The organism is Variovorax sp. VRV01, from assembly GCF_014852545.1.
Lineage (GTDB): Bacteria > Pseudomonadota > Gammaproteobacteria > Burkholderiales > Burkholderiaceae_C > Variovorax > Variovorax beijingensis_A.
The window spans coordinates 73571-99647 of the sequence record NZ_JACVBS010000007.1; the positions used below are offsets into that span (position 1 = coordinate 73571).

At 66.5% G+C, this 26077-nt stretch carries 25 protein-coding genes; 23 read left to right on the forward strand and 2 right to left on the reverse strand.

All coding sequences use genetic code 11. The features are described 5' to 3' along the window. The first annotated feature begins 4 nt into the window (after positions 1-4). The 18 genes from uppS (at position 5) to IB278_RS14225 (ending at position 19186) form a co-directional block, all read left to right on the forward strand. The gene (gene uppS / locus IB278_RS14140; protein ID WP_145746581.1) at positions 5-748 is read left to right on the forward strand and encodes a polyprenyl diphosphate synthase; all 744 of its coding nucleotides are present in this window, start codon (positions 5-7) and stop codon (positions 746-748) included. 36 nt (positions 749-784) lie between these two features. Continuing rightward, entirely contained in the window at positions 785-1630 is an 846-nt protein-coding gene (locus IB278_RS14145) for a phosphatidate cytidylyltransferase (protein WP_145746582.1), read from the forward strand. Beyond that, the gene (gene ispC / locus IB278_RS14150; protein WP_192323716.1) at positions 1627-2814 is read left to right on the forward strand and encodes a 1-deoxy-D-xylulose-5-phosphate reductoisomerase; all 1188 of its coding nucleotides are present in this window, start codon (positions 1627-1629) and stop codon (positions 2812-2814) included. The genes IB278_RS14145 and ispC overlap by 4 nt, the downstream gene beginning before the upstream one ends. A 24-nt stretch (positions 2815-2838) precedes the next feature. After that, positions 2839-4209 carry an RIP metalloprotease RseP gene (rseP, locus tag IB278_RS14155; RefSeq protein WP_192323718.1) on the forward strand — a complete coding sequence of 457 codons (1371 nt, stop codon included), beginning with the start codon at positions 2839-2841 and terminating at the stop codon, positions 4207-4209. A 38-nt stretch (positions 4210-4247) separates the two neighbouring features. Then, entirely contained in the window at positions 4248-6683 is a 2436-nt protein-coding gene (bamA, locus tag IB278_RS14160) for an outer membrane protein assembly factor BamA (RefSeq protein ID WP_192323720.1), read from the forward strand. Then, positions 6684-7226, forward strand: a complete 543-nt coding sequence (locus tag IB278_RS14165; protein ID WP_025569540.1) for an OmpH family outer membrane protein — start codon at positions 6684-6686, stop codon at positions 7224-7226. A 14-nt stretch (positions 7227-7240) separates the two neighbouring features. Next, complete coding sequence (lpxD, locus tag IB278_RS14170; protein ID WP_145746586.1) at positions 7241-8218, forward strand: UDP-3-O-(3-hydroxymyristoyl)glucosamine N-acyltransferase; 978 nt, start codon at positions 7241-7243, stop codon at positions 8216-8218. A 23-nt stretch (positions 8219-8241) separates the two neighbouring features. Then, complete coding sequence (fabZ, locus tag IB278_RS14175) at positions 8242-8691, forward strand: 3-hydroxyacyl-ACP dehydratase FabZ (RefSeq protein WP_021007523.1); 450 nt, start codon at positions 8242-8244, stop codon at positions 8689-8691. 23 nt (positions 8692-8714) lie between these two features. Beyond that, entirely contained in the window at positions 8715-9503 is a 789-nt protein-coding gene (lpxA, locus tag IB278_RS14180; protein WP_145746587.1) for an acyl-ACP--UDP-N-acetylglucosamine O-acyltransferase, read from the forward strand. A 19-nt stretch (positions 9504-9522) separates the two neighbouring features. Further along, on the forward strand, positions 9523-10671 hold the full coding sequence (lpxB, locus tag IB278_RS14185; RefSeq protein ID WP_145746588.1) for a lipid-A-disaccharide synthase: 1149 nt from the start codon (positions 9523-9525) through the stop codon (positions 10669-10671). Beyond that, positions 10643-11365, forward strand: coding sequence for a ribonuclease HII (gene rnhB / locus IB278_RS14190; protein WP_192323721.1), 723 nt, complete (start codon positions 10643-10645; stop codon positions 11363-11365). Before lpxB ends, rnhB begins: the two co-directional genes overlap by 29 nt. An 8-nt stretch (positions 11366-11373) precedes the next feature. Beyond that, entirely contained in the window at positions 11374-12168 is a 795-nt protein-coding gene (locus tag IB278_RS14195; RefSeq protein ID WP_145746590.1) for a TrmH family RNA methyltransferase, read from the forward strand. Between the two features lie 198 nt (positions 12169-12366). Next, positions 12367-13536 (forward strand): glutamine-hydrolyzing carbamoyl-phosphate synthase small subunit, encoded by a 1170-nt coding sequence (carA, locus tag IB278_RS14200; RefSeq protein WP_145746591.1) that lies wholly within the window; start codon positions 12367-12369, stop codon positions 13534-13536. Continuing rightward, positions 13529-14086: an ORF6N domain-containing protein gene (locus IB278_RS14205; protein ID WP_124960550.1), complete on the forward strand. Its 558-nt coding sequence runs from the start codon at positions 13529-13531 to the stop codon at positions 14084-14086. The genes carA and IB278_RS14205 overlap by 8 nt, the downstream gene beginning before the upstream one ends. 1 nt (position 14087) lies before the next feature. Continuing rightward, positions 14088-17336, forward strand: coding sequence for a carbamoyl-phosphate synthase large subunit (gene carB, locus IB278_RS14210; RefSeq protein WP_145746593.1), 3249 nt, complete (start codon positions 14088-14090; stop codon positions 17334-17336). A gap of 8 nt (positions 17337-17344) precedes the next feature. Next, positions 17345-18214 (forward strand): Kdo hydroxylase family protein, encoded by an 870-nt coding sequence (locus IB278_RS14215; RefSeq protein WP_145746594.1) that lies wholly within the window; start codon positions 17345-17347, stop codon positions 18212-18214. A 64-nt stretch (positions 18215-18278) separates the two neighbouring features. Beyond that, complete coding sequence (gene greA, locus IB278_RS14220) at positions 18279-18755, forward strand: transcription elongation factor GreA (protein ID WP_012747727.1); 477 nt, start codon at positions 18279-18281, stop codon at positions 18753-18755. A gap of 8 nt (positions 18756-18763) precedes the next feature. After that, on the forward strand, positions 18764-19186 hold the full coding sequence (locus IB278_RS14225) for a DUF4149 domain-containing protein (protein ID WP_145746595.1): 423 nt from the start codon (positions 18764-18766) through the stop codon (positions 19184-19186). A gap of 48 nt (positions 19187-19234) precedes the next feature. Here the strand turns inward: IB278_RS14225 and IB278_RS14230 are convergent, their stop codons facing one another. Then, positions 19235-19954, reverse strand: coding sequence for a glycosyltransferase (locus IB278_RS14230; RefSeq protein WP_225612903.1), 720 nt, complete (start codon positions 19952-19954; stop codon positions 19235-19237). 41 nt (positions 19955-19995) lie between these two features. Then, on the reverse strand, positions 19996-20475 hold the full coding sequence (locus tag IB278_RS14235; RefSeq protein WP_012747730.1) for a YhbY family RNA-binding protein: 480 nt from the start codon (positions 20473-20475) through the stop codon (positions 19996-19998). Positions 20476-20507: 32 nt separating this feature from the next. Between IB278_RS14235 and IB278_RS14240 the strand changes: the two genes are divergently transcribed. From IB278_RS14240 to IB278_RS14260, 5 genes are all read left to right on the forward strand, one after another. Beyond that, entirely contained in the window at positions 20508-21176 is a 669-nt protein-coding gene (locus tag IB278_RS14240; protein WP_192323723.1) for an RlmE family RNA methyltransferase, read from the forward strand. A gap of 178 nt (positions 21177-21354) precedes the next feature. Next, a complete protein-coding gene (gene ftsH / locus IB278_RS14245; protein WP_012747732.1) occupies positions 21355-23271 on the forward strand; it encodes an ATP-dependent zinc metalloprotease FtsH in 1917 nt (638 codons plus the stop codon). A 60-nt stretch (positions 23272-23331) separates the two neighbouring features. Continuing rightward, entirely contained in the window at positions 23332-24222 is an 891-nt protein-coding gene (folP, locus tag IB278_RS14250) for a dihydropteroate synthase (RefSeq protein WP_192323725.1), read from the forward strand. Further along, positions 24219-25556 carry a phosphoglucosamine mutase gene (gene glmM / locus IB278_RS14255; RefSeq protein WP_145746599.1) on the forward strand — a complete coding sequence of 446 codons (1338 nt, stop codon included), beginning with the start codon at positions 24219-24221 and terminating at the stop codon, positions 25554-25556. The genes folP and glmM overlap by 4 nt, the downstream gene beginning before the upstream one ends. Positions 25557-25558: 2 nt before the next feature. Next, positions 25559-26038: a GNAT family N-acetyltransferase gene (locus IB278_RS14260; protein WP_145746724.1), complete on the forward strand. Its 480-nt coding sequence runs from the start codon at positions 25559-25561 to the stop codon at positions 26036-26038. Positions 26039-26077: the final 39 nt, after the last annotated feature.

Here is a 26077-nt window from a genome sequence, read left to right on the forward strand (position 1 = left end):
GCGCATGGCCTCTTCTTCGCCGCAGATCCCCCGCCACATTGCCATCGTCATGGATGGCAACGGACGCTGGGCCACGCGGCGGTTCCTGCCTCGCGTGGCAGGACACAAGCAGGGCGTCGAGTCGCTCAGGCGCTGCGTCAAGGCGTGTGTCGATCGCGGCGTGGGCATTCTCACGGTCTTCGCGTTTTCGTCGGAGAACTGGAACCGTCCGCCCGAGGAAGTTTCGGGGCTCATGGAAATCATGGTGGGGGCACTCGCGCGCGAAGTGCCCAAGCTGAGCCGCGACGGCGTGCAGTTGCATTTCGTCGGCGAACGGACCGGGCTTTCCAAGAAAATGGTGCAGGGCCTGGTCGACGCCGAAACCGCCACCGCGCAGAACACCAAGCTGATCCTGAACGTCTGCTTCAACTACGGCGGCCGGTGGGACATTGCCCGCGCCGCGGCCAAGCTGGCCGAGCAGGGCGAAGCGCTCACGGAAGCGAATCTCGACCGCGCCATGGCCCTGGCGCACGTGCCCGATCCCGACCTTCTCATCCGCACCGGCGGCGAGCAGCGCCTGTCGAACTTCCTGCTGTGGCAAAGCGCCTACGCGGAGCTTTTCTTCAGCGACAAGCTCTGGCCCGAGTTCGACCAGGCCGAACTGGATGCGGGAATCGCCGCATTTCAGGCGCGCGAGCGCCGCTTCGGCAAGACCTCGGCGCAAGTCACGGCCGGCAGCGGCTCCGCACCCGATCGCCAGTTGGCCTGAGGGCCTCACGGCCTGTCCCTCCAGCCGCCCAGCCGCATGCTCAAACAACGCATCCTCACGGCCATCGTCCTGTTGGCGATCCTGCTGCCGGCGCTCTTCTACCCGTCGCACGTCCCCTTCGCCTGCGTGATGCTGGTGCTGATCGGTGCCGGGGCATGGGAATGGGGCCGTCTCAACGGCTATGGCCAGCGGCTGTCGGTCTTCCTCGGCGCAGAAACCGTGGCGCTGTGTGCGCTCTCCTGGTGGCTCGGGCTGCTCGATCGGTCGCTGCTGCCCATGTGGCTGGTGGCCAGCGCAGCCTGGGTGCTCGGCGGGGCTGCGTTGCTGCGGGTGGCGGTGCCGGGCTGGCCGCGCATTCCCCGCGGGCTGCGGCTGGTCGGCGGGCTGCTGGCGCTCTGGGTGGCGTGGCTCGCGGCCGTGCAGGCGCGCATGGTCGGCATCAACTTTTTGCTGTCGATCCTCGTGCTGGTCTGGGTGGCCGACGTCTTCGCGTATTTCGCGGGCCGCGCCTTCGGCCTCAAGTTCACGCGCAACAAGCTCGCGCCCGCCATCAGCCCCGGCAAGAGCTGGGAAGGCGTGTGGGGCGGCATGGCGGGCGTCGTGGTGCTGGCCTTTGCGTGGATGTGGGCCGACAGGGCTGCCGGCGCCGCGGTGGCCAGCCTCTACACCCGGCTGTACGAGCGCGGCTGGTGGCTGCTGCTGGTCGGCGTGCTGTTTCTCGCCGCGATGAGCGTCGTGGGCGACCTGGTCGAGTCGCTGATCAAGCGCAGTGCCGGCGCCAAGGACAGCAGCAGCCTGTTGCCGGGCCACGGTGGTGTGCTCGACCGCGTGGATGCCCTCTTGCCGGCGCTTCCCATTGCAATGATGCTGGCTTTCCTGTGAACACACCCAAACAACGCATCACGGTGCTGGGCTCGACCGGTTCGGTCGGCGTCAGCACGCTCGATGTCATTTCGCGGCACCCGGAGCGTTTCGAGGTCTTCGCGCTTTCCGCATCGACCAAGGTCGACGAGCTGCTCGCGCAGTGCGCGCGTTTTTCGCCGCGCTATGCGGTCATGGCGAGCGCGCCGCATGCGGCGCTGCTGACCGAAAAGATAGAGCAGAACAATCTCAAGACCACCGTCCTGAGCGGCGTCGATGCTATTGAAAAAATAGCATCGCACGAAGAGGTCGACGCCGTGATGGCGGCCATCGTGGGGGCGGCCGGCCTCGGGCCCTGCCTGGCGGCTGCGCGCGCCGGCAAGCGGCTGCTGCTGGCCAACAAGGAGGCGCTGGTGGTCGGCGGCGAGCTCTTCATGCGCACCGTGCGCGAGGGCGGTGCCACGCTGCTGCCGATCGACAGCGAGCACTCGGCCATCTTCCAGTCGCTGCCTGAAGACCCGTCGACCTGGCCGCGGCGCATCGACAAGATCATTCTCACGGCGTCGGGCGGCCCGTTCCGCACGCGCGCGCCCGATACGCTGGGCACGGTCACGCCCGAACAGGCTTGCGCGCATCCGAACTGGGTCATGGGCCGCAAGATCTCGGTCGATTCCGCCACCATGATGAACAAGGCGCTCGAGGTGATCGAGGCGCGCCATCTGTTCGGCGTGCTGCCCGAGCAGATCGAGGTGGTCATCCATCCGCAGAGCGTGGTCCATTCGATGGTCCAGTTCACGGATGCATCGGTCATTGCCCAACTGGGGACGCCCGACATGCGCGTGCCCATTGCCGTCGGACTGGCCTGGCCCGAGCGCATCGAGAGCGGCGCGGCGCGCCTTGATTTCCGCCAGATGGCATCGCTGAGCTTCGATGCCCCCGACGCGGCGCTGTTTCCCGGGCTGGGCCTGGCCTGGCATGCGCTGCGCGCGGCGCCGGGGACCACGGCGGTGCTCAATGCGGCCAACGAAGTCGCGGTCGAGGCCTTTCTTGATCGGCGCCTGCGCTTCGACCGCATTCATGCGGTCAACATGGAAACTTTGGAAGCCGTCAGCCCCTCCAAGCCCGCATCGCTGGCCGACCTGCTGGCGCTCGACGCCAGCGCCAGGGCGGCGGCCAATGCCGCGGCGCTGCGCTTCGCGGCCTGACACTCCCGTCAACAGAGGATCCGGATGCTCACCGTCATCGCTTTCGTGGTTGCACTCGGCCTCCTGATCGCCGTGCATGAATACGGCCACTACCGCGTTGCCGTCGCCTGCGGCGTCAAGGTGCTGCGGTTTTCGGTGGGCTTCGGCAGGACACTCTACCGCTGGCAGCCCAAGCGCCAGCATCCGGGGCAGGAAACGGAGTTCGTCATCGGCGCGTTTCCGTTCGGCGGTTACGTCAAGATGCTCGATGAGCGCGAGGGGCCGGTGGCGCCCGAGGAGCGCCACCGCGCCTTCAACACGCAGCCGCTGCGCTCCCGCGCGGCCATCGTCGCTGCCGGGCCCATTGCGAATCTGCTGCTTGCCGTGGTGCTCTACACGGCCGTCAACTGGATCGGAGTCGAGGAGCCTGTTGCCAAGCTGGCGCGTCCGGTGGCGGCATCGCTGGCGGAAGCGGCGGGATTACGCGGCGGCGAGCACATCACGCGTGCCGGTTTCGAAGGCGACCTGGAACCCGTGCAGTCGTTCGAGGACCTGCGCTGGCGCATGACACGCGGCGCGCTCGACGGCCGCGACCTGACGCTCGAAGTGGCGGGCGAGGGCGGCCGGCCCGGCCGGCAGGTCGTGCTGCCGCTGAGCCTCATGGAGGCCAGGGACGCCGACCCGCAGATGTTCCGCAAGATCGGCGTGCTCGCACCGCTGACGCGTCCCGAGATCGGCCAGGTGATGGCCGGCAGCGCGGCAGAACGCGCGGGCCTTCGCAGCGGCGACGTGGTCCGCAGCGTCGGCAATGTGCCCATCGTCGATGGGCAGCAGTTGCGCGAGGTGATCCGCACCTCGATCGATGGCGACCAGCCGCGTCCGCAGACCTGGCAGGTGCAGCGCGGCAGCCAGTCGATCGAACTCGAAGTCAGGCCCGAACTGCGCGAGGAGGGCGCGGCGAAGGTCGGCCGCATCGGCGCCTATGTCGGTGCGCCGCCCGAAATGGTGACGGTGCGCCAGGGCCCGATCGATGGCGTCTGGCGCGGTATCGTGCGCACCTGGGAGGTGTCGGCGCTGACCGTCCGCATGATGGGCAAGATGGTGATCGGCGAAGCCTCGCTCAAGAATCTGAGCGGGCCGCTCACGATCGCCGACTACGCCGGCAAGTCCGCGAGCCTCGGGTTGACCCAGTACCTGGTATTCCTTGCACTGATCAGCGTGAGCCTTGGCGTGCTCAATCTCATGCCGCTGCCGGTCCTCGATGGAGGACACCTGATGTATTATCTTTGGGAGGGCCTGACCGGCAAGAGCGTCTCTGACGCCTGGATGGAACGGCTTCAGCGCGGCGGTGTCGCCTTGCTGCTGGTCATGATGTCGGTTGCACTCTTCAACGACGTCACGCGGCTCTTTGGTTAACTTTCTGCCGGCCCTTTCCGCGCCGGCCCAATTCACAGATGAACACAAACTTCAGTCGCTTTCGCCTGCGTAGCGTTGCCGCGGTGGTGGCCAGCGCGTTGGCGGCCACGGCAGCCTGGGCCGTCGAGCCCTTCACGGTGCGTGACATTCGCGTCGAGGGCCTGCAACGCGTCGAGCCCGGCACGATCTTCGCATCGCTTCCGCTGCGTGTGGGCGATACCTACAGCGACGAGCGCGGATCGGCTGCCATCCGTGCGCTGTTCGACCTGGGGTTGTTCAAGGACGTGCGCATCGACGTCAACGGCAACGTGCTGGTGGTGATCGTCGAAGAGCGTCCCACCATTGCCGACGTCGATTTCGTCGGCACCAAGGAATTCGACAAGGCCGCGCTCCAGAAGGCGCTGCGCGAAGTGGGCCTGGCCGATGGCCGCCCGTACGACAAGGCCCTGGCCGACCGCGCCGAGCAGGAACTCAAGCGCCAGTACGTGAGCCGCAGCCTCTACAACGCGCAGGTCGTGACCACGGTCACGCCCATCGAGCGCAATCGCGTCAATCTCACGTTCACCGTCACCGAGGGCGATTCCGCGCGCATTCGCGAAGTGCGTGTGGTCGGCAACAAGGCATTCAGCGAATCGACGCTGCTGAGCCTGTTCGACCAGGACAGCGGCGGCTTCATGAGCTGGTACACCAAGTCCAACCAATACTCGCGTTCGAAGCTCAACGCCGACCTGGAAACGCTGCGCTCGTACTACATCACGCGCGGCTACCTCGAGTTCCGCATCGATTCGACCCAGGTCGCCATCTCGCCGGACCGCAAGGACCTGTCGGTGACCGTCAACATCACCGAAGGCGAGAAGTTCGTTGTGGCCGGCGTCAAGCTCGACGGCAACTATCTCGGCCGCGACGAGGAGTTCAAGTCCCTCGTGACCATCAAGCCCGGTGAGCCCTACAACGGCGAGCAGGTCACCGAAACCACCAAGGCCTTCACCGACTATTTCGGCACCTTCGGCTACGCGTTCGCACGCGTGCAGGCCCGCCCGGAAATCGACCGCGTCAACAACCGCGTGACCCTGACCCTGCAGGCCGAACCCTCGCGCCGCGTTTACGTGCGCCGCGTGGCGGTGGGCGGCAATGCCAAGACGCGCGATGAAGTGATCCGGCGCGAGTTCCGGCAGTTCGAGGCCTCTTGGTACGACGGCGACAAGATCAAGCTCTCGCGCGACCGCGTGGACCGTCTGGGCTTCTTCACCGAGGTGAACGTCGAAACCCAGGAAATCCCGGGTTCGCCCGACCAGGTCGACCTGGTCGTCAACGTGGCCGAGAAGCCCACCGGCAGCCTGCAGCTCGGCGCCGGCTATTCGAGCGCGGAAAAGGTGGCTCTCACCTTCGGCATCTCGCAAGAGAACGTCTTCGGTTCGGGCAACTTCCTGGGCGTGCAGGTCAACACCAGCAAGTACAACCGCACGCTGTCGCTGACCACCACCGATCCGTATTTCACCAAGGACGGCATCTCGCGCACGATCAGCGTCTATCACACCACCACGCGCCCGTACTCGACCAACATCGACGGCGACTACAAGCTCGTGAACCAAGGCGCTTCGATCCGCTTCGGCGTGCCGTTCAGCGAAGTCGACACGGTCTTCTTCGGTGTCGGGCTCGAGCGCTACGCCTTCGATCCGAACTCGACGACGTCGTTCTCCGGGCTCTTCACGCCGGCGTCCTACCTGCGCTATTTCCAATGCCAGAGGGATGCGAGCCTTTTGTTCGTGACCGAGTGCGATCGGAAGAGCGTCTGGGGCGTTCCGCTGACCGTCGGCTGGGGCCGCGACAGCCGCGACAGCGCGCTGGTTCCGACCACCGGGCGCCTGCAGCGTGCCAACCTGGAGCTGGGCGTCGCCGGCGAAATGAAGTATTTCAAGACGAACTACCAGTACCAGGAGTTCTTCGCAATCAACAAGCAGTACACGTTTGCGATCAACGCCGACCTGGGCTATGCCAAGTCTCTTGGCGGCAAGGACTACCCGATCTTCAAGAACTTCTATGCCGGCGGCCTGGGGTCCATCCGCGGCTTCGAGCAGAACTCGCTCGGGCCGCGCGACGTGCCGCTGCCCTGGCAGACGGAAGGCGCAGCGCTCGGCGGTACCAAGAAGGCCGTGTTCAATGCCGAACTCAGTACGCCATTCCCGGGCGCCGGCAACGACCGTACGCTGCGCCTCTATGGCTTCTTCGATGTCGGCAACGTGTTCGGCTCGCGCGCCCCTGGCATCACGGACGCGCAGTACGAGGCCCAGAAGAAGCTGCGTGCCTCGGTGGGCCTCGGGGTCAGCTGGATCTCGCCGCTGGGCCCGCTGCGTCTGGCCTACGCCTTCCCCATCAAGTCCCAAAAGGAAGTGCTGGATCCGAATACCGGCGTCATCCTGATCCCGAAGGATAGAATCCAGCGCTTGCAATTCCAGATCGGAACGTCTTTCTAAATGAAGCATTTGATTCGCGCCGCCGCTGGCGCGTTGTTGATTCCCGTTTTCGCGCTCGCTGCGGCGACTGCTGCCCAGGCGCAGGAAACCTTTCGCATCGGCTTCGTGAATCCGGATCGCGTGCTGCGCGAGGCGCAGCCGGCCAAGGCTGCGCAAGCCAAGCTCGAGGCTGAATTCCTCAAGCGCGAAAAGGATCTCACGACGCAGGGCGAAGCACTGAAGACGGCCTCCGAACGGTTCGAGCGCGAAGCCCCCACCCTGTCCGAAAGCCAGCGCACTGCGCGCCAGCGCGCGCTGGTCGACCAGGACCGTGATTTCCAGCGCCGCCGCCGCGAGTTCCAGGAAGATCTCAACGCGCGCAAGAACGAAGAGCTCCAGCAGGTCTACGAACGCGCCAACCGCGTCGTGAAGCAGGTGGCCGAGGCTGAAAAGTACGATGCCATCCTGCAGGAAGCGATCTACATCAATCCCAAGCACGACATCACTGACAAGGTGATCAAGGCCCTGAACGCCTCGACCGCTGCTCCTTCGGCCGGCAAATAACGCCGCGAATCGGCGTGGGACTGCAGCTCGGAGCCATTGTCAGCGCCCTTGGGGGCGAGCTTCACGGGGACCCGGCGCTGTCCATCGAGCGGCTTGCGCCGCTGCAGAATGCACAGCCCGATGCGCTCAGCTTCCTGAGCCATCCCAAGTACCAGCAGGAACTGGCGGCCTCCAGGGCGGCCTGCGTGATCGTCGCGCCGGCCATGCGCGAGGCCGCGGCCGCGCGCGGGGCGTTCATCGTCGCGGCCGACCCCTACCTCTATTTCGCGCGCCTCACGCAGCTGTGGAAGGCGCATCACGCGCGGCCCGAGGCCGACCGCATCCATCCCTCCGCGGTGATCCATCCCGAGGCCCTGGTGGACGCCACGGCGCGCATCGGCGCCTTGTGCGTGGTGGAGCGGGGCGCGCGCGTCGGCGCCGGCACGGTCCTCAAGTCGCGCGTGACGATCAGCGAAGACTGCGTGGTCGGCGAGCGCTGCCTGCTGCATCCGGGTGTGGTGATCGGCGCCGACGGCTTCGGCCTGGCACCGCACGAGGGCGCCTGGGTCAAGATCGAGCAGCTGGGCGCGGTGCGCATCGGCAACGACGTCGAGATCGGCGCTAACACCTGCATCGACCGCGGCGCGCTCGACGACACCGTCATCGAGGACGGCGTCAAGCTCGACAACCTGATCCAGATCGGCCACAACGTGCGTGTCGGCAAGCACACCGCCATGGCCGGCTGCGTCGGCGTGGCGGGCAGCGCCACCATCGGTGCGCACTGCACCTTTGGCGGCGGTGCGATCGTGCTCGGCCATCTCACGGTGGCCGACGGGGTTCACGTGTCCGCGGCCACCGTGGTGACCCGCTCGATCCGCAAGCCCGGCCAGTACACCGGCATGTTCCCCATCGACGACAATGCGAACTGGGAAAAGAACGCGGCAACGCTCAAGCAGTTGCACAGCCTGCGCGAACGACTCAAGGCGCTCGAAAAGGCCCCTCAGAAAAAGTGAAGACGATGCAGGAACAGAAAATCATGACGACGACGCTCGATATCCATCAAATCCTCAAGCTGCTGCCCCACCGCTACCCGTTCCTGCTGGTGGATCGCGTGCTGGACATGGAAAAGGGCAAGCGCATCACGGCGCTCAAGAACGTGACGATGAACGAGCCGTTCTTCAACGGCCACTTCCCCCACCGTCCGGTGATGCCGGGCGTACTCATGCTCGAAGCCATGGCGCAGGCGGCCGCGCTGCTGTCGTTCCATTCGCTCGACATCGTGCCTGACGACAACACGGTCTACTACTTCGCGGCCATCGACGGCGCGCGCTTCAAGCGCCCCGTGGAGCCAGGCGACCAGCTCACGCTCGAAGTCGAGATCGAGCGCATGAAGGCCGGCATCTCCAAGTTCAAGGGCCGCGCGCTGGTGGGCAGCGAACTGGCCTGCGAGGCCACGCTGATGTGCGCGATGCGCCAGATCAACTGATCTCGCGGCGGTTACGACAAGGCATGACGCAGGTTCATCCCACAGCGCTCGTCGACCCGAAGGCACAGCTGGACGCCTCCGTTTCGGTCGGGCCCTACACCGTGATCGGTCCGCACGTGCGGGTCGGCGCCGGCACGACCATCGGTGCGCATTGCGTGATCGAGGGGCGCACCACCATCGGCCGGGACAACCGGATCTTTCAGTTCTCCTCGCTCGGCGCCATTCCGCAGGACAAGAAATACGCGGGCGAGCCCACCGAACTGGTCATCGGCGACCGCAACGTCATCCGCGAGTTCTGCACCTTCAACCTCGGCGTGCCGGGCGCGGGCGGCATCACGCGGGTGGGCTGCGACAACTGGATCATGGCGTACACGCACATCGCGCACGACTGCCGTGTCGACGACCACACCACGCTGGCCAACAACACCACGCTGGCCGGCCACGTGCACCTGGCCGACTGGGTCACGATCGGCGGCCTGACGGGCATCCACCAGTTCGTCTCGGTCGGTGCCCATGCCATGGTCGGCTTCGCCAGCGCCGTGTCGCAGGACGTGCCCCCCTTCATGCTGGTCGACGGCAATCCGCTGGCGGTGCGCGGCTTCAACGTCGTGGGCCTGCGCCGCCGCGATTTTTCGGCCTCCCGCCTGGCGGCGGTCAAGCAGATGCACCGCCTGCTGTACCGGCAGGGCAAGACGCTCGAAGAAGCGCGCGCCGGCATCGCTGCCCTGGCCACCGAAACGCCGGAAGCGGCCGCAGACGTGGCGCTGATGGAGCAGTTCCTGGCCACATCGACACGCGGCATTGCGCGTTGAAGTAAGCGAGACGGCCGCCATGGGCAAGGACGAACAGCGACGCTTCGCGCTGGTCGCGGGAGAAGCTTCCGGCGACCTGCTCGCCGGCCTTCTTCTCGACGGCCTGCAGGCGCGTTGGCCGTCGCTCCAGACCATGGGCATCGGCGGGCCCCGCATGCTTGCGCACGGGCTGCAGAGCTGGTGGCCGCAGGAAAAGCTCGCGGTGCGCGGCTACATCGAGGTGCTGCGCCACTACGCCGAGATCGCCGGCATCCGCCGGCAGCTCAAGGCGCGGCTGCTGCGCGAATGGCCCGAGCTCTTCATCGGCGTCGACGCCCCCGATTTCAACCTCGACCTCGAAGCCGGACTGCGCAGCCGCGGCATGAAGACCGTGCATTTCGTCTGCCCGTCGATCTGGGCCTGGCGTGCCGACCGCATCGACAAGATCCGGGCCGCGGCTGACCACGTGCTGTGCATCTTTCCGTTCGAGCCGGCGCTGCTGGCCGAGCAGGGCGTGCAGGGCAGCTACGTCGGCCATCCGCTGGCCAACGTGATTCCGATGGTGCCAGACCGCGCCGGGGCGCGCGCGGCCCTCGGCCTCGCGCCGGATGCGCAGGTCGTGGCCCTGCTGCCCGGCAGCCGCCGCTCGGAAGTGCGCTACCTTGCCGCCCGTTTTTTTGCCGCCGCGGCGCAGATGCTGCAGGCGCGGCCCGCGCTCCGGTTCGTCGCCCCCATCCTGCCGGGGCTGCGTGTCGAGGTCGAGGCGCTGCTGCAGGCCAGCGGTGCGGCGGGGCGGGTACAACTGCTCGACGGCCAGTCGCATGCCGCGCTGGCCGCCTGCGACGCCACCCTGATCGCCAGCGGCACCGCCACGCTCGAGGCGGCGCTGTTCAAGCGGCCGATGGTCATCGCATACAACATGAATGCGCTTTCATGGCGTCTGATGCAGCGCAAGCAGCTCCAGCCCTGGGTCGGCCTGCCCAACATCCTGTCGCGCGAATTCGTGGTGCCCGAGCTGCTGCAGGAGGCCGCCACGCCGCAGGCGCTGGCCGAGGCCACGCTGGCCTGGCTCGACGCGCCCGAGAAAACGCGGGCGCTGCAACAAAAATTTTCAGAGCTGCACGTGCAACTGCAGCGCGATACGCCCACACTTTGCGCCGATGCGATCCAGAAAGTTCTTGAAGGCTGAGCAGGCGGCCCTCGTGTGGGACGCGCCGGGCCTCGTAGCGGGCGTCGATGAAGCGGGCCGCGGGCCGCTGGCCGGCCCGGTCGTGGCGGCAGCCGTCATCCTGGACGACCAGCGGCCGATCCGCGGCCTGGCCGATTCCAAGACGCTCACGGCCCTGCAGCGCGAACGCCTGAACGACCAGATCCTTGCCAAGGCGCTGTGCTGCTCGGTGGCGCAGGCCACGGTCGAGGAAATCGACACCCACAACATCCTGCAGGCCACCATGCTCGCCATGCGCCGTGCGGTCGAGGGCCTGCGCCTGAAGCCCGCCAAGGTGCTGGTCGACGGCAACCGCCTGCCCACGCTCGACGTGCTGGCCGAGGCCATCGTCAAGGGCGATGCGCGGATCAAGGCGATCTCCGCCGCCTCGATCCTGGCCAAGGTCCACCGCGACCGGCTGTGCGAGCAGCTGCACCTGGAGTTTCCGTACTACGGCTTTGCCGGCCACAAGGGCTACGGCACGCCGGAGCACCTGGAGGCGCTGCAGCGCCATGGCGCGTGCATTCATCACCGCAGGTCGTTCAGCCCGGTGGCCGCGGCACTGGCGCGCACTGCGGAGGGTGCGGCTGCGCTCGTGCTCGAGGCCTCGATGGCGGTTCCGGCCGAAATCCCGACGGCCGAGACCGTGCACCTCGACCTGCGCGCCGCGCCCTGAGCCGAAGCATGACCAGCCCCACCGGCGCGAACCACATCAGTTCGCGCGACAACCCGCTGCTCAAGGACCTGCGCAAACTGGCCCAGGATCCCGGCGCCTATCGCCGGCTCGGCCGGATCTGGCTCGAAGGCGACCATCTCTGCCGAGCGGCGCTCGCACGCGGCATCCGGCCTGCGGTCGCCGTCTTCTCGGAGTCCTTCTGGCCGTCGGTACCTGCCGAATGGGTGAATTCTGCTATCAAAACGGTAGTAGTCAACGACGATCTACTGCGGGCTGCCAGCGGCCTGGAGTCGCCGGCGCCGATGGGCTTCGTGCTCGATCTGCCGGCGCGGCCGCCCTTGCTTCCCGATGCGCCCAGCGTGGTGCTTGACCGCCTGCAGGACGCCGGCAACGCCGGCTCCATCCTGCGCAGCGCGGCCGCTTTCGGGTTCAAGCAGGTGATCGCGCTCAAAGGCACGGCGGCCTTGTGGGCGCCGAAGGTGCTGCGTGCCGGCATGGGCGCGCATTTCGGGTTGCGGCTGATCGAAGGCGTGGAGGCCGATGCCCTCGACGAACTGAAGGTGCCGCTGGTGGCCACCAGTTCCCACCGGGGCGACTGGCTGCACCAGGCGAGGCTGCCGCATCCTTGCGCATGGCTGCTGGGCCATGAAGGGCAGGGCGTTTCACCGGCGCTGGAAGCCCGCGCCAGCCATCACATCCGGATCGCGCAGCCGGGCGGCGAGGAGTCGCTGAACGTGGCGGCCGCCGCTGCGATCTGCCTGCATGCGAGCGGCGCAGCGGCGCTTGCCCAGGCAGCTTCCTGATCTCCGAGTGCCGCATAGGCATGGGTCGCGAATGTTTTCCGGCCCTGCGGCCCGAGAGGGCGACGCCGCCGGGCTACAATCGGGGGCTTACTCGCAATAGCGTCGCCCGGCCGCCTTTAACGCCAAAATCCCCTTAAGCAGCAGTCCGCAGGCAACGCGCCTGGGGCTCCGGGCGACCGTAACCATCCGGAGAACCCAGTGCTTTTGTCTCTCAAGGGAAGTTTCCCGCCCGCCATCCTGGCGCTCGCAGACGGCACGGTCTTTCAAGGCAATTCGATCGGGGCCGCCGGCTCCACGACCGGCGAGGTGGTGTTCAACACCGCCATGACCGGTTACCAGGAAATCCTCACCGACCCGAGCTACTGCCAGCAGATCGTGACCCTCACGTATCCGCACATCGGCAACTACGGCGTCAACGGTGAAGACATCGAAGCCGACAAGATCCATGCCGCGGGCCTGATCATCAAGGACCTGCCCCTCGTCGCCTCCAACTTCCGCAAGACCGCCACGCTGAGCGAATACCTCGTGGCCGGCAAGACGGTGGCCATCGCGAACATCGACACCCGCAAGCTCACGCGCCACCTGCGCACCCATGGCGCGCAGAATGGCTGCATCCTGGGCCTGGCCGCGGGCGAGGCTGTGACGCAGGCGCTGGTCGACAAGGCCATCGCCGCCGCCAAGGCCGCGCCCAGCATGGCCGGCCTTGACCTCGCCAAGGTGGTGTCGGTCCAGCAGACCTACGAATGGACCGAGACCGAGTGGAAGCTGGGCGCGGGCTACGGCGTGCAGATCACGCCGAAGTTCCACGTGGTGGCCTTCGACTACGGCGTCAAGAAGAACATCCTGCGCATGATCGCCCAGCGCGGCGCCCGCATCACCGTGGTGCCGGCGCAGACGCCCGCGGCCGACGTGCTCAAGCTCAAGCCCGACGGCATCTTCCTGGCCAACGGCCCGGGCGACCCGGAGCCCTGCGACTACGCCATCAGCGCGGTCAAGGAGCTCATCGAGACCGGCATTCCCACCTTTGGCATCTGCCTGGGCCACCAGATCATGGCGCTGGCTTCGGGTGCCAAGACCTTCAAGATGAAGTTCGGCCACCACGGCGCGAACCATCCGGTGAAGGACCTGGACGACGGCCGCGTGAGCATCACCAGCCAGAACCACGGCTTCGCGGTCGACGAGAAGTCGCTGCCCGCCAACCTGCGCCCCACCCACATCAGCCTGTTCGACAACACGCTGCAGGGCCTTGCGCGTACCGACAAGCCGGCGTTCTGTTTCCAGGGCCACCCGGAAGCCTCGCCCGGCCCGCACGACATCGGCTACCTGTTCGACCGCTTCACCGCGCTCATGGAGCAGGCACGTGGCTGATGCACCCGCGGTGCTCGACGTCTCGGTGCTCGCCGCGTTGCGCGATGCCGAGGGCAAGATCTATGTGCTGCGCGGCCTGAAGGTCATGCTGGCGCAGGACCTTGCCGCGCTCTACGGCGTCGAGACCCGGGTGCTGCTGCAGGCCATGCGCCGCAACCTCGATCGTTTTCCGGCGGACTTCGCCTTCACCCTCGAGAACCACGACCTCGAGGCTTTGAGATCACAGCTTGTGATCTCAAAACCCGAGAAGCCGGGCTCGGGCGGCGCGCGCTACCGCAGCGTGGCCTTCACCGAGCAGGGTGTGGCCATGTTGTCGAGCGTGCTGCGCAGCGAACGCGCCGTGGCCGTCAACATCGAGATCATGCGAACCTTCGTCAAGCTGCGCAGCATGCTGTCGGAGCATGCCGATCTCAAGCGCAAGCTGAATGCGCTGGAACAGCGATACGACCAGAACTTTCGCGATGTATTCAACGCGATCCATCAATTGATGGATGAGCCGAAGCCGGGCGCCTACAGCGGCCGCGGCATCGGTTTCACCAAGGACAAATAAGATGCCCAAGCGCTCAGACCTCCAATCCATTCTCATCATCGGCGCCGGCCCGATCATCATCGGCCAGGCCTGCGAGTTCGACTACTCCGGCGTGCAGGCCTGCAAGGCATTGCGCGAGGAGGGCTACAAGGTCATCCTGATCAACAGCAACCCAGCGACGATCATGACCGACCCGGCCACGGCCGACGTGACCTACATCGAGCCCATCACCTGGCAGACGGTCGAGAAGATCATCGCCAAGGAGCGCCCCGACGCGATCCTGCCGACCATGGGCGGCCAGACCGCGCTCAACTGCGCGCTCGACCTCTGGCGCCACGGCGTGCTCGACAAGTACACCGGCGCGGCCACCAACAAGCCGGTCGAGCTGATCGGCGCCACGCCCGAAGCCATCGACAAGGCCGAGGACCGCCTGAAGTTCAAGGACGCGATGACCAAGATCGGCCTGGGCTCGGCGCGCTCCGGCATCGCCCACTCGATGGACGAGGCCTGGGCCGTGCAGAAGTCGGTCGGCTTCCCGACGGTGATTCGCCCCAGCTTCACGCTCGGCGGCACCGGCGGCGGCATCGCCTACAACCCGGAAGAGTTCGAGACCATCTGCAAGCGCGGCATCGAAGCCTCGCCCACCAACGAGCTGCTGATCGAAGAGTCGCTGCTCGGCTGGAAGGAGTACGAGATGGAAGTCGTGCGCGACAAGGCCGACAACTGCATCATCGTCTGCTCGATCGAAAACCTCGACCCGATGGGCGTGCACACCGGCGACTCGATCACCGTGGCACCGGCGCAGACGCTCTCCGACAAGGAATACCAGATCCTGCGCAACGCCTCGCTGGCCGTGCTGCGCGAGATCGGCGTCGATACCGGTGGCTCGAACGTGCAGTTCTCGATCAACCCGAAGGACGGCCGCATGGTCGTCATCGAGATGAACCCGCGCGTGTCGCGTTCGTCGGCGCTGGCCTCCAAGGCCACGGGCTTCCCGATCGCCAAGGTCGCGGCCAAGCTGGCCGTGGGCTACACGCTCGACGAGCTGCGCAACGAGATCACCGGCGGCGCCACGCCCGCGTCGTTCGAACCGTCGATCGACTACGTGGTCACCAAGATCCCGCGTTTCGCGTTCGAGAAATTCCCGCAGGCCGATTCGCGCCTCACCACGCAGATGAAGTCGGTGGGCGAGGTGATGGCCATGGGCCGCACCTTCCAGGAATCGTTCCAGAAGGCGCTGCGCGGCCTCGAGGTGGGCGTGGACGGCCTCAACGAGAAGACGCAGGACCGCGAAGTGCTCGAGAAGGAACTCGGCGAGCCCGGCCCCGAGCGCATCTGGTATGTCGGCGATGCCTTCGCCATGGGCCTGAGCGTGGATGAGGTGTTCGCGCTGACCAAGATCGACCCGTGGTTCCTGGTGCAGATCGAGGAAATCGTGAAGATCGAGCTCGAACTCGAAACCAAGTCGCTGGCCGACATCGACCGCGACACGCTGCTCGCGCTCAAGAAGAAGGGCTTCTCCGACCGCCGCCTCGCCAAGCAGCTCAAGACCACCGACACGGCCATCCGCGAGAAGCGCCGTGCGCTCGGCGTGCGCCCGGTCTACAAGCGCGTGGACACCTGCGCGGCCGAGTTCGCGACCAACACGGCCTACATGTATTCGACCTACGAGGAAGAGTGCGAAGCCGATCCCACCGACAAGAAGAAGATCATGGTGCTCGGCGGCGGTCCCAACCGCATCGGCCAGGGCATCGAGTTCGACTACTGCTGCGTGCATGCCGCGCTCGCCATGCGCGAGGACGGCTACGAGACCATCATGGTCAACTGCAACCCCGAGACCGTGTCGACCGACTACGACACCTCCGACCGCCTGTATTTCGAGCCGCTCACGCTCGAGGACGTGCTGGAGATCGTCGACAAGGAAAAGCCGCTCGGCGTGATCGTGCAGTACGGCGGCCAGACGCCGCTGAAGCTCGCGCTCGACCTCGAGGCCAACGGCGTGCCGATCATCGGCACATCGCCCGACATGATCGACGCGGCCGAAGACCGCGAGCGCTTCCAGAAGCTGCTGCACGAGCTCAAGCTGCTGCAGCCGCCGAATGCCACCGCGCGCACTGAACCCGAGGCGCTCGAAAAGGCCGCGGCGCTGGGCTACCCGCTGGTGGTGCGCCCGAGCTATGTGCTTGGCGGCCGTGCGATGGAAATCGTGCACGAGCAGCGCGACCTCGAGCGCTACATGCGTGAAGCCGTGAAGGTCAGCAACGACTCGCCGGTGCTGCTCGACCGCTTCCTCAACGACGCCGTCGAATGCGACGTCGACTGCATCCGCGACGCCGAAGGTGCCACCCTGATCGGCGGCGTGATGGAGCACATCGAGCAGGCCGGCGTGCACTCGGGCGACTCCGCCTGCTCGCTGCCGCCCTACAGCCTGAGCGCCGAGACCATTGCCGAGCTCAAGCGCCAGAGCGCCGCCATGGCTGCCGCGCTCAACGTGGTCGGCCTGATGAACGTGCAGTTCGCGATCCAGCAGAAGGATGGCAAGGACGTCATCTACGTGCTCGAGGTGAACCCGCGGGCCTCGCGCACCGTGCCCTACGTGAGCAAGGCCACCGGCATCCAGCTCGCCAAGGTGGCGGCTCGCTGCATGGCCGGCCAGTCGCTCAAGTCGCAGGGCGTGACCAAGGAAGTCACGCCGCCTTACTTCAGCGTGAAGGAAGCCGTGTTCCCGTTCGTCAAGTTCCCGGGCGTGGACACCATCCTCGGTCCCGAGATGAAGTCGACCGGCGAAGTGATGGGCGTGGGCAGGACCTTCGGCGAAGCCTTCGTGAAGTCGCAGCTCGGCGCCGGCACGCACCTGCCGAAGTCGGGCAAGGTCTTCATCTCGGTGAAGAACAACGACAAGGCGCGCGCCGTGGAAGTGGCGCGCGGCCTGGTCAAGCTGGGCTTCGAGATCATCGCCACCAAGGGCACGGCCGCCGCCATCGGCGCCGCGGGCATCGAATGCGCGACGGTGAACAAGGTGACCGAGGGCCGACCGCACATCGTGGACATGATCAAGAACAACGAGATTGCGCTGGTCATCAACACGGTGGAAGAGCGCCGCAACGCGATCACCGATTCGCGCCAGATCCGCACCTCGGCGCTGCTCGCGCGCGTCACCACCTTCACCACGATCTTCGGCGCCGAAGCCGCGGTCGAGGGCATGGGCTTCATGGACGAGCTCGGCGTGATCTCGGTGCAGGAGATGCACGCGCAGCTGGCTGCCGCCTGAGCGTGGCCATGGAAACCCAGCTCGTCGAACTGGACCTGAGCGACTGGCGCGCGGCCACGCCCAACGAGGCGTGGATCGCGCAGCTGGAAGCGGGCAAGGTGCTCTATTTCCCGCGCCTGGGTTTCGAGCTGCTGCCCGAAGAACGCAGCCTGCTGACGCCCAGCCTGCTGTCGCCCGATGTGCGCAACATCAGCCTCGATGCCAACGGCAAGCTCAAGGGCGTGGCCGGCGACGAGGCGGTGCAGCGTGCGGCCGCCGCGATGGTGGGGCGGTTCCGTGCGCAGGCACAGCAGCTGATCCACGGCCTGCTGCCGCACTACACGCCGGCCCTGCGCCTGGCGCCGACCAGCTACCGGCCGGCAAAGGTCGAGACGCGCGTGCAGTCGTGGCGCGCCGACGACCGCCGGCTGCATGTCGATGCCTTTCCGTCGCGGCCGAACTACGGCGAGCGCATCCTGCGCGTCTTCACCAACGTCAATCCCGAGGGCGCACCGCGCGTGTGGCGCGTGGGCGAGCCCTTCGAGGACATCGCCAGGCGCTTCCTGCCGCGTGCCAAGCCCTATGTGCGCTGGCAGGCCAAGCTGCTGCAGGCGCTGCATGTGACCAAGTCGTTCCGCAGCGAGTACGACCACCTGATGCTGCAGCTGCACGACGGCATGAAGGCCGACATGGCCTACCAGGAAAATTCGCCGCAGGAGAAGGCCGAATTCCCGCCGGGGTCGGTGTGGGTGTGCTTCTCGGACCAGACCTCGCACGCCGTCATGGCGGGCCAGTACATGCTCGAGCAGACCCTTCATCTGCCCGCGTCGAAGCAATACAATCCGGATTCGAGCCCGCTCGCCATCCTGAGCCGGCTGACCGGACGCACACTCGTCTGATCCTGTCCCCCAATCGACCGCCGAACGGCAGCGTTCGGCGGTTTCGCTTTATGGAGAACCAAACATGGCCACCATTCCAATTACCAAGCGCGGTGCCGAGAAGCTGCGCGCCGAGCTGCATCAGCTCAAGACCGTGGACCGCCCCTGGGTCATCAATGCGATCTCCGAAGCCCGCGCGCAGGGCGACCTGAGCGAGAACGCCGAATACGAAGTCGCCAAGGACCGCCAGGGCTTCATCGAGGGCCGCATCCAGGAGGTCGAGGGCAAGCTTTCGGCCGCCCAGATCATCGACCCGGCCGAGCTCGACGCCGGCGGCAAGGTGGTGTTCGGCTCCACGGTGGAACTCGAGGAAGAAGAATCGGGCGAGGCCGTCAAGTACCAGATCGTCGGCGAGGACGAGGCCGACCTGAAGCTCGGCCTGATCAACATCTCCAGCCCGATCGCGCGCGCGCTCATCGGCAAGGAAGAGGGCGACACCGCCGAGGTGCAGGCGCCCGGCGGCCTCAAGCGCTACGAGATCGTGGCGGTGCGCTACATCTGACCGGCAGGATGAAAGACCGCCTCGCGCTGATGCTGGCCGCCTTCTGGTGGGGCAGCCTCACGACGATCGGTTTCCTCGTGGTGCCGATGCTCTTCGCGAAGCTCGGCAGTCCCGCAGTGGCCGGAAATTTCGCGGGCCAGCTGTTCGAGGCGCAGAGCTGGATTGCGATCGGCTGCGGCCTGCTGCTCCTGGTTCACTTCCGCACGAAGATGGACCAGCGCATCGACAGCGCCTCAATGAGCGCCATCTTCCTGATCCTGGGGGCGCTCCTGCTGGCTTTGCTCCAGCAATATGCTGTGGCGCCGCGCATTCTTGCGCGCGACAACCTCAAGCTGTGGCACGCCGTGGGAAGCGGCATGTATGTGGTCCAGTGGCTCTGTGCCGGTGCGCTGCTGTGGCGCATGGGCGGCCGGGCGCCTGCTGCGGCCTGAATGCCGGCGGCGGCAGGACGACTTGCGCCGTCCCCGCCGCCATTCCGTTCATTCCTTCCAGAACCTGGCGACCCAGTTCGCCGGCCGGATGTAGCGGAAAGCCCGGTTGCGCCGGCCCGCCAGCGCGTCGGGCGGATTGCATTCGCCGTGGAACACCATGATGCGCGCACCCTCCGGCACAAAGGGCTCTTCCCAGTAGTTGGTCGGCCACATCGGAATGCCGTGGTACTTGAAGCTCGGGCACCAGGCCGCGGGCCAGTAGCCCAGCTTGCCCTGCTTGTGCAGCACGTCGGACAGATAGGCCTGCTCGTTGCGGTACTCGGCCTGGACCTTGTCCATGTTGGCGCGGAAATACGCCAGCACGTCGGCATGGGCGCCCAGCTCGAAGCGGTAGACCGACGAGTTTCCCGTGATCCGCTGGCGCCGCCAGGGGCGCGCGTAGTCGTGGATGATCAGGAACTCGCCGGGGTATTCGAAGAAGGCATCGAGGCTGCCGACGACGACCACGTCCACGTCCAGGAACAGGGCAGTGCCGCGCAGGCCGTGCAGGTCTTTTTCGAAGGTGGTGAGCTTCTTCCACGCGCCGTCGCGCTGGCCGGGCGCCAGCTGCAGGTTCAGCGGCGGGATCGGCAGGCAGGTCACTTCGGGGCGGATGCCGGTGCCGTCGTCCGTCAGGCACACGAACTTGAAGTCGCCGCTGAGATTGCGGCGCACCATCGCGTAGAGGCGGTTGACGTATTCGGGGCCGTATTTGGTGCCCCACTTCATGCAGAGAATGTGGCGCTGCGCGCCTTGCGCTGGCGCCAAGTTCAGTCTGCCTGGTTGCGTTTTTTGGCCGAGAGCGGCCGCTTGGCCTTGGCGCGCTTGATGGTGCCGCCGGGGGTGAGCCGCTGGTTGCCGAGCACGCGCAGGGTCTTGATTTCGGGGCGCTGGCCGCCGCGCTTGCTGTACTTCAGCACCTTGATGTCGCGCGGGCCGGGCATGCGGTCTTCATCGACCACGCGCTCTTTTTCGGGCTTGGGGCGCCACAGCACCAGCAGCTTGCCGATGTGCTGGATGGGGGCGGCGCCGAGCTCGTCGGCGAGCTCTTGCAGCATGGCATCGCGGGCCAGGCGGTCGTCGGAGAAGACGCGGATCTTGATCAGGCCATGGGCCTTGAGCGCCGCGTCGGCCTCTTTCTTCACGGCAGGGGTGAGCCCGTCTCCACCGACCATGACGATCGGATCCAGGTGGTGAGCTTCGGCGCGGTGCACCTTGCGCTCGGCAGGGGTAAGTTGAATGGCGGGCATCCCCGTATTATCGACGCGTTACAAAGACCTCCATGAGCACCAAAGCCAAAAGCAAAAAAGTCAACAAAGCCTGGCTGCACGACCACATCAACGACCCGTACGTGAAATTGGCCACGCGCGAGGGATACCGCGCACGCGCCGCCTACAAGCTCAAGGAAATCGACGAATCCCTCGGCCTGGTGAGGCCGGGCCAGCTGGTGGTCGACCTGGGTTCCACGCCAGGCGCCTGGAGCCAGTACCTGCGCCGGCGCATGTCGCCCGAAGGCGCCGCGGCCGGCGAGCTGAACGGCACCATCATCGCGCTGGACATCCTGCCGATGGAGCCGATCGAGGGCGTCACCTTCCTGCAGGGCGATTTCCGCGAAGCGGAACTGCTGGAGCAGGTGCTGGGCGTGCTGGCCGGCCGGAAGGCCGACCTGGTGGTTTCCGACATGGCGCCCAACCTGTCGGGCATCCATTCGGCCGATGCGGCTCGCGTGGCGCACCTGATCGAGCTTGCCATCGACTTCGCCCAGCACCACCTGAAGCCCGAGGGGGCGCTGGTGGCCAAGCTCTTCCACGGCAGCGGCTATGACGAGCTGGTGAAGCTGTTCAAGGCGAACTTCCGCATCGTGAAGCCCTTCAAACCTAAGGCTTCGCGCGACAAATCGTCGGAAACCTTCCTTGTCGGCATGGGTCTGAAGGCTCAGGAAACGCTTTGATACCTTGACGCCGGGGCCCGCAAAGCGTGCCCATGGGGCGCAAACCCTTGTCAGGCTATGGCTGCTTTAGGGAAATGCCCGCTTTTCGCAGCTTGAAAAGCCTAAAATGGGGCGCAATTGCGTATCCATAGCGCGTTCTTTTCACAATCTTGTCACGCGCTTTCGACTGGAGCTTCGTTTGAACAATCAGTGGTTTTCCAAAGTTGCCGTATGGCTCGTCATTGCCATGGTGTTGTTCACTGTGTTCAAGCAGTTCGACACCCGCGGCGGCGTCGGCTCAGGGACGGTGAGCTATTCGGAGTTCCTGGATCAGGTCCGAAACAACCAGATCAAGAGCGCCGTCATTCCTGAAGGTGCCGGCGGCGGAGAAATCGTGGCCGTCACCAACGAGGATCGCAAGATCCGCACGACCGCCACCGTGCTCGACCGCGGCCTGGTGGGCGACCTGATCGACCACAACGTCAAGTTCGACGTCAAGCCGCGCGAAGAGGGCTCGCTCCTCATGACGCTGCTGGTGAGCTGGGGGCCGATGCTGCTCCTGATCGGGGTCTGGATCTATTTCATGCGGCAGATGCAGGGCGGTGGCAAAGGCGGGGCATTCAGCTTCGGCAAGAGCAAGGCCCGCATGATGGACGAGAACAACAACACGGTCACTTTTGCCGACGTCGCGGGCTGCGACGAGGCCAAGGAGGAAGTCCGCGAGGTGGTCGATTTCCTGAAGGACCCGCAGCGCTTCCAGAAGCTCGGCGGCCGCATTCCGCGCGGCCTGCTGCTGGTCGGCCCTCCGGGTACCGGCAAGACCTTGCTGGCCAAGTCGATTGCCGGCGAAGCCAAGGTCCCATTCTTCTCGATCTCGGGTTCGGACTTCGTCGAAATGTTCGTCGGCGTGGGCGCGGCCCGCGTGCGCGACATGTTCGAGAACGCCAAGAAGAACGCGCCCTGCATCATCTTCATCGACGAAATCGATGCGGTGGGCCGCCAGCGCGGCGCCGGCCTGGGCGGCGGCAACGACGAGCGCGAACAAACCTTGAACCAGATGCTGGTCGAGATGGACGGCTTCGAAACCAACCTGGGCGTGATCGTGGTGGCTGCCACCAACCGCCCGGACATCCTGGACGCTGCACTGCTGCGCCCGGGCCGCTTCGACCGCCAGGTGTACGTGACGCTGCCCGACATCCGCGGCCGCGAGCAGATCCTGGGCGTTCACATGCGCAAGGTGCCGCTGGGCCAGGACGTGAACCCGAGCGTCATCGCGCGCGGCACGCCCGGCATGTCCGGCGCCGACCTGGCCAACCTCTGCAACGAAGCCGCGCTGATGGCCGCGCGCCGCAATGCCCGCGTGGTCGAGATGCAGGACTTCGAGAAGGCCAAGGACAAGATCTTCATGGGCCCCGAGCGCAAGAGCATGGTCATGCCCGAGGAAGAGCGCCGCAACACGGCCTACCACGAGTCTGGCCACGCGCTCATCGGCAAGCTGCTGCCCAAGTGCGACCCGGTCCACAAGGTCACCATCATCCCGCGCGGCCGCGCGCTGGGCGTGACCATGAGCCTGCCCGCTCAGGACCGCTACAGCTATGACCGCGAATACATGCTGAACCAGATCAGCATGCTGTTCGGCGGCCGCATCGCCGAAGAAGTGTTCATGCACCAGATGACCACCGGCGCCAGCAACGACTTCGAGCGCGCGACCTCCATCGCCCGCGACATGGTCACGCGCTACGGCATGACCGATGCGCTGGGTCCGATGGTCTACGCCGAGAACGAAGGCGAAGTGTTCCTCGGCCGCTCGGTCACCAAGACCACCAACATGAGCGAGCAGACCATGGAAAAGGTCGATGCCGAAGTGCGCCGCATCATCGACGAGCAGTACGCCCTGGCGCGCCGCCTGATCGAGGAAAACAGCGACAAGATGCACGTCATGGCCAAGGCCCTGCTCGAATGGGAAACCATCGATACGGAACAGCTCGACGACATCATGGCCGGCCGCGCGCCGCGTCCGCCCAAGGACTGGACGCCGCGCATTCCGCCCTCGGGCAGTGGCGGCAGCGGCGGCACGCCGGCAGTCAATCCGGATCCGGCACCCACAGTGGCCTGAAGTGAATCCGGTGTTCCACACCAACGGGGCCATGGGCCCCGTTTTCGATGAAGGTGCCGCATGACGATGGCCCGCGCGGCGGCCTGGCAGGCCGGCCGTTTTGCAATCGATCTCGCGCAGCCGCGCGTGATGGGCATCGTCAACGTCACGCCCGATTCCTTCTCCGATGGCGGGGCGCATGCGTCCGCCGAGGCTGCGCTGCGGCATTGCGAGCAGTTGCTGAAGGAGGGTGCCGACATCCTCGACATCGGCGGCGAATCTACCCGCCCCGGCAGTCCGGCCGTGCCGCTCGAGGCCGAACTGGCGCGCGTGCTGCCGGTGGTCCGGGAGGCCGTCAAGCTCAACGTGCCGCTGTCCGTCGACACCTACAAGCCGGAAGTCATGCGTGCGGTGCTCGAGCTTGGCGCCGACATCGTCAACGACGTCTGGGCGCTGCGCCGGCCCGGCGCGCGCAAGGCGGTGGCGGCACATCCCTCGTGCGGCGTCTGCCTGATGCACATGCACCGGGATCCCCAAACCATGCAGACGGCGCCCATGCAGGGCGACGTGCTGCCCCAGGTGTTGTCGTTCTGGGCCGAGCAGGTGGCGCAGCTTCGCGCGCTGAAGGTCGATGCTTCGCGGATCACGCTGGACCCGGGCATCGGCTTCGGCAAGACCGCGGCGCAGAATTTTGCGCTGCTGGCGCGCCAGCGCAAGCTGCTCGAAGCCGGCTATCCGCTGCTGCTGGGCTGGTCGCGCAAGTCGTCGATCGGCACGGTCACCGGTATTCCAGCGGCAGCAGAGCGCCTGGTGCCCAGCGTGACGGCGGCGGTGCTCGCCGTGGACCGGGGCGCGGCCATCGTGCGGGTGCACGACGTGCGCGACACCGTGGCGGCCATCGCCGTATGGCGCGCCATGAAGGCCGAAGAGACACATTCACAACTCACTCGACAACAAGAACAAGTTCCATGACCCGCAAATACTTTGGCACCGACGGCATCCGCGGCACGGTCGGCCAGTCGCCCATCACGCCCGATTTCGTGCTGCGCCTCGCGCATGCCGTGGGCCGCGTGCTCAAGAAGAGCGAGGCGCGCCCCACGGTGCTGATCGGCAAGGACACGCGCATCTCGGGCTACATGCTCGAGTCCGCACTGGAGTCGGGTTTCAACTCCGCTGGCGTCGACGTGGTGCTGCTGGGACCGCTGCCGACGCCGGGCGTGGCGTACCTGACGCGGGCCCAGCGTGCGAGCCTGGGCGTGGTGATCAGCGCCAGCCACAACGCCTATCCCGACAACGGCATCAAGTTCTTCAGCGCGCAGGGAACCAAGCTCGACGACGCATGGGAGCTTGCGGTGGAAGCCGCGCTCGAGGAGCCCCCCGTGTGGGTCGACTCTGCCAACCTCGGCAAGGCACGCCGCCTCAACGACGCGCCGGGCCGCTACATCGAGTTCTGCAAGAGCACCTTCGCCAACGACCTGACCCTGCGCGGCATGAAGCTCGTGGTCGATGCGGCGCATGGTGCGGCCTACCAGGTGGCGCCGAACGTGTTCCACGAACTGGGCGCCGAGGTCAGCAGCATCGGCTGTGCACCCGACGGCCTCAACATCAACAAGGGCTTCGGCGCGACCCATCCGGCCGCGCTGGTCGAAGCCGTCACCGCGCAGAAGGCCGACTACGGCATCGCGCTCGACGGCGACGCCGACCGCCTGCAACTGGTCGACGCCAGCGGGCGGCTGTTCAATGGCGACGAGCTGCTCTACCTCATGGTGGCCGAGCGCATGGCGCGCGGCGACAAGCCGGCGGGCGTGGTCGGCACGCTCATGACCAACAAGGCCGTCGAGGTGGCGCTGCGCGGGCAGGGCATCGAGCTGGTGCGCGCCAAGGTGGGCGACCGCTATGTGCTCGAGGAACTCGAAAAGCGCGGCTGGCTCCTGGGCGGCGAGGGCTCGGGCCATCTGCTGGCACTCGACCGCCACACCACCGGAGACGGCATCGTGAGCGCGCTGCAGGTGCTGCAGGCCTGCGTGCGCAGCGGCAAGACGGTGGCGCAGCTGCTCGCGGAGATCACGCTGTTCCCGCAGGTGCTGATCAACGTCCGCCTGGCGCCGGGACAGGACTGGAAGAACAACGATGCGCTGGCTGGCGAAACGCAGCGCATCGAAGCCGAGCTCGGCGACAGCGGCCGCGTGCTGATCCGCGCGAGCGGCACCGAACCGCTGGTGCGCGTGATGGTCGAGGCGCGCGATGCGAAACAGGCTGAATCCTGTGCGAAGCGGCTTGCCGCAACCCTGGAACCGGCGCGGTGACGATGATCGAGGTTGTGCTCGCGGACTACCGCGACGCCGCGCACGCAGCCGCTCTGGTCGACCTGCTCGACGCCTATGCACGCGATCCCGCGGGCGGCGGCACGCCGCTCGAAGCGGGCGTGCTGGCCGGGCTGCCGGCGGCGCTGGCGGCGCGGCCGCAAGCATTCAGCGTGCTCGCGTACGACGGGCCAATGCCCGTGGGCCTGGTCAACTGCATCGAGGGCTTTTCGACCTTCGCCTGCAAGACGCTGGTCAACGTGCACGACGTCGTCGTGCTGCCCAGCCATCGCGGCCGGCGCATTGCGCAGCGCATGCTTGCGCGGGTGGAGCAGGAGGCCCGCGCGCGCGGCGCCTGCAAGCTCACGCTCGAGGTGCTGTCGGGCAATGCGCCAGCGCTGCGCAGCTACGAGCGCGAGGGGTTCGCCGGCTATCAGCTCGATCCGGCGTTCGGGCACGCGGTGTTTCTGCAGAAGAAGCTCTGAAAAGAAAAAGGGCCGGGCGCGTTGGCGCCGTCGGCCCTC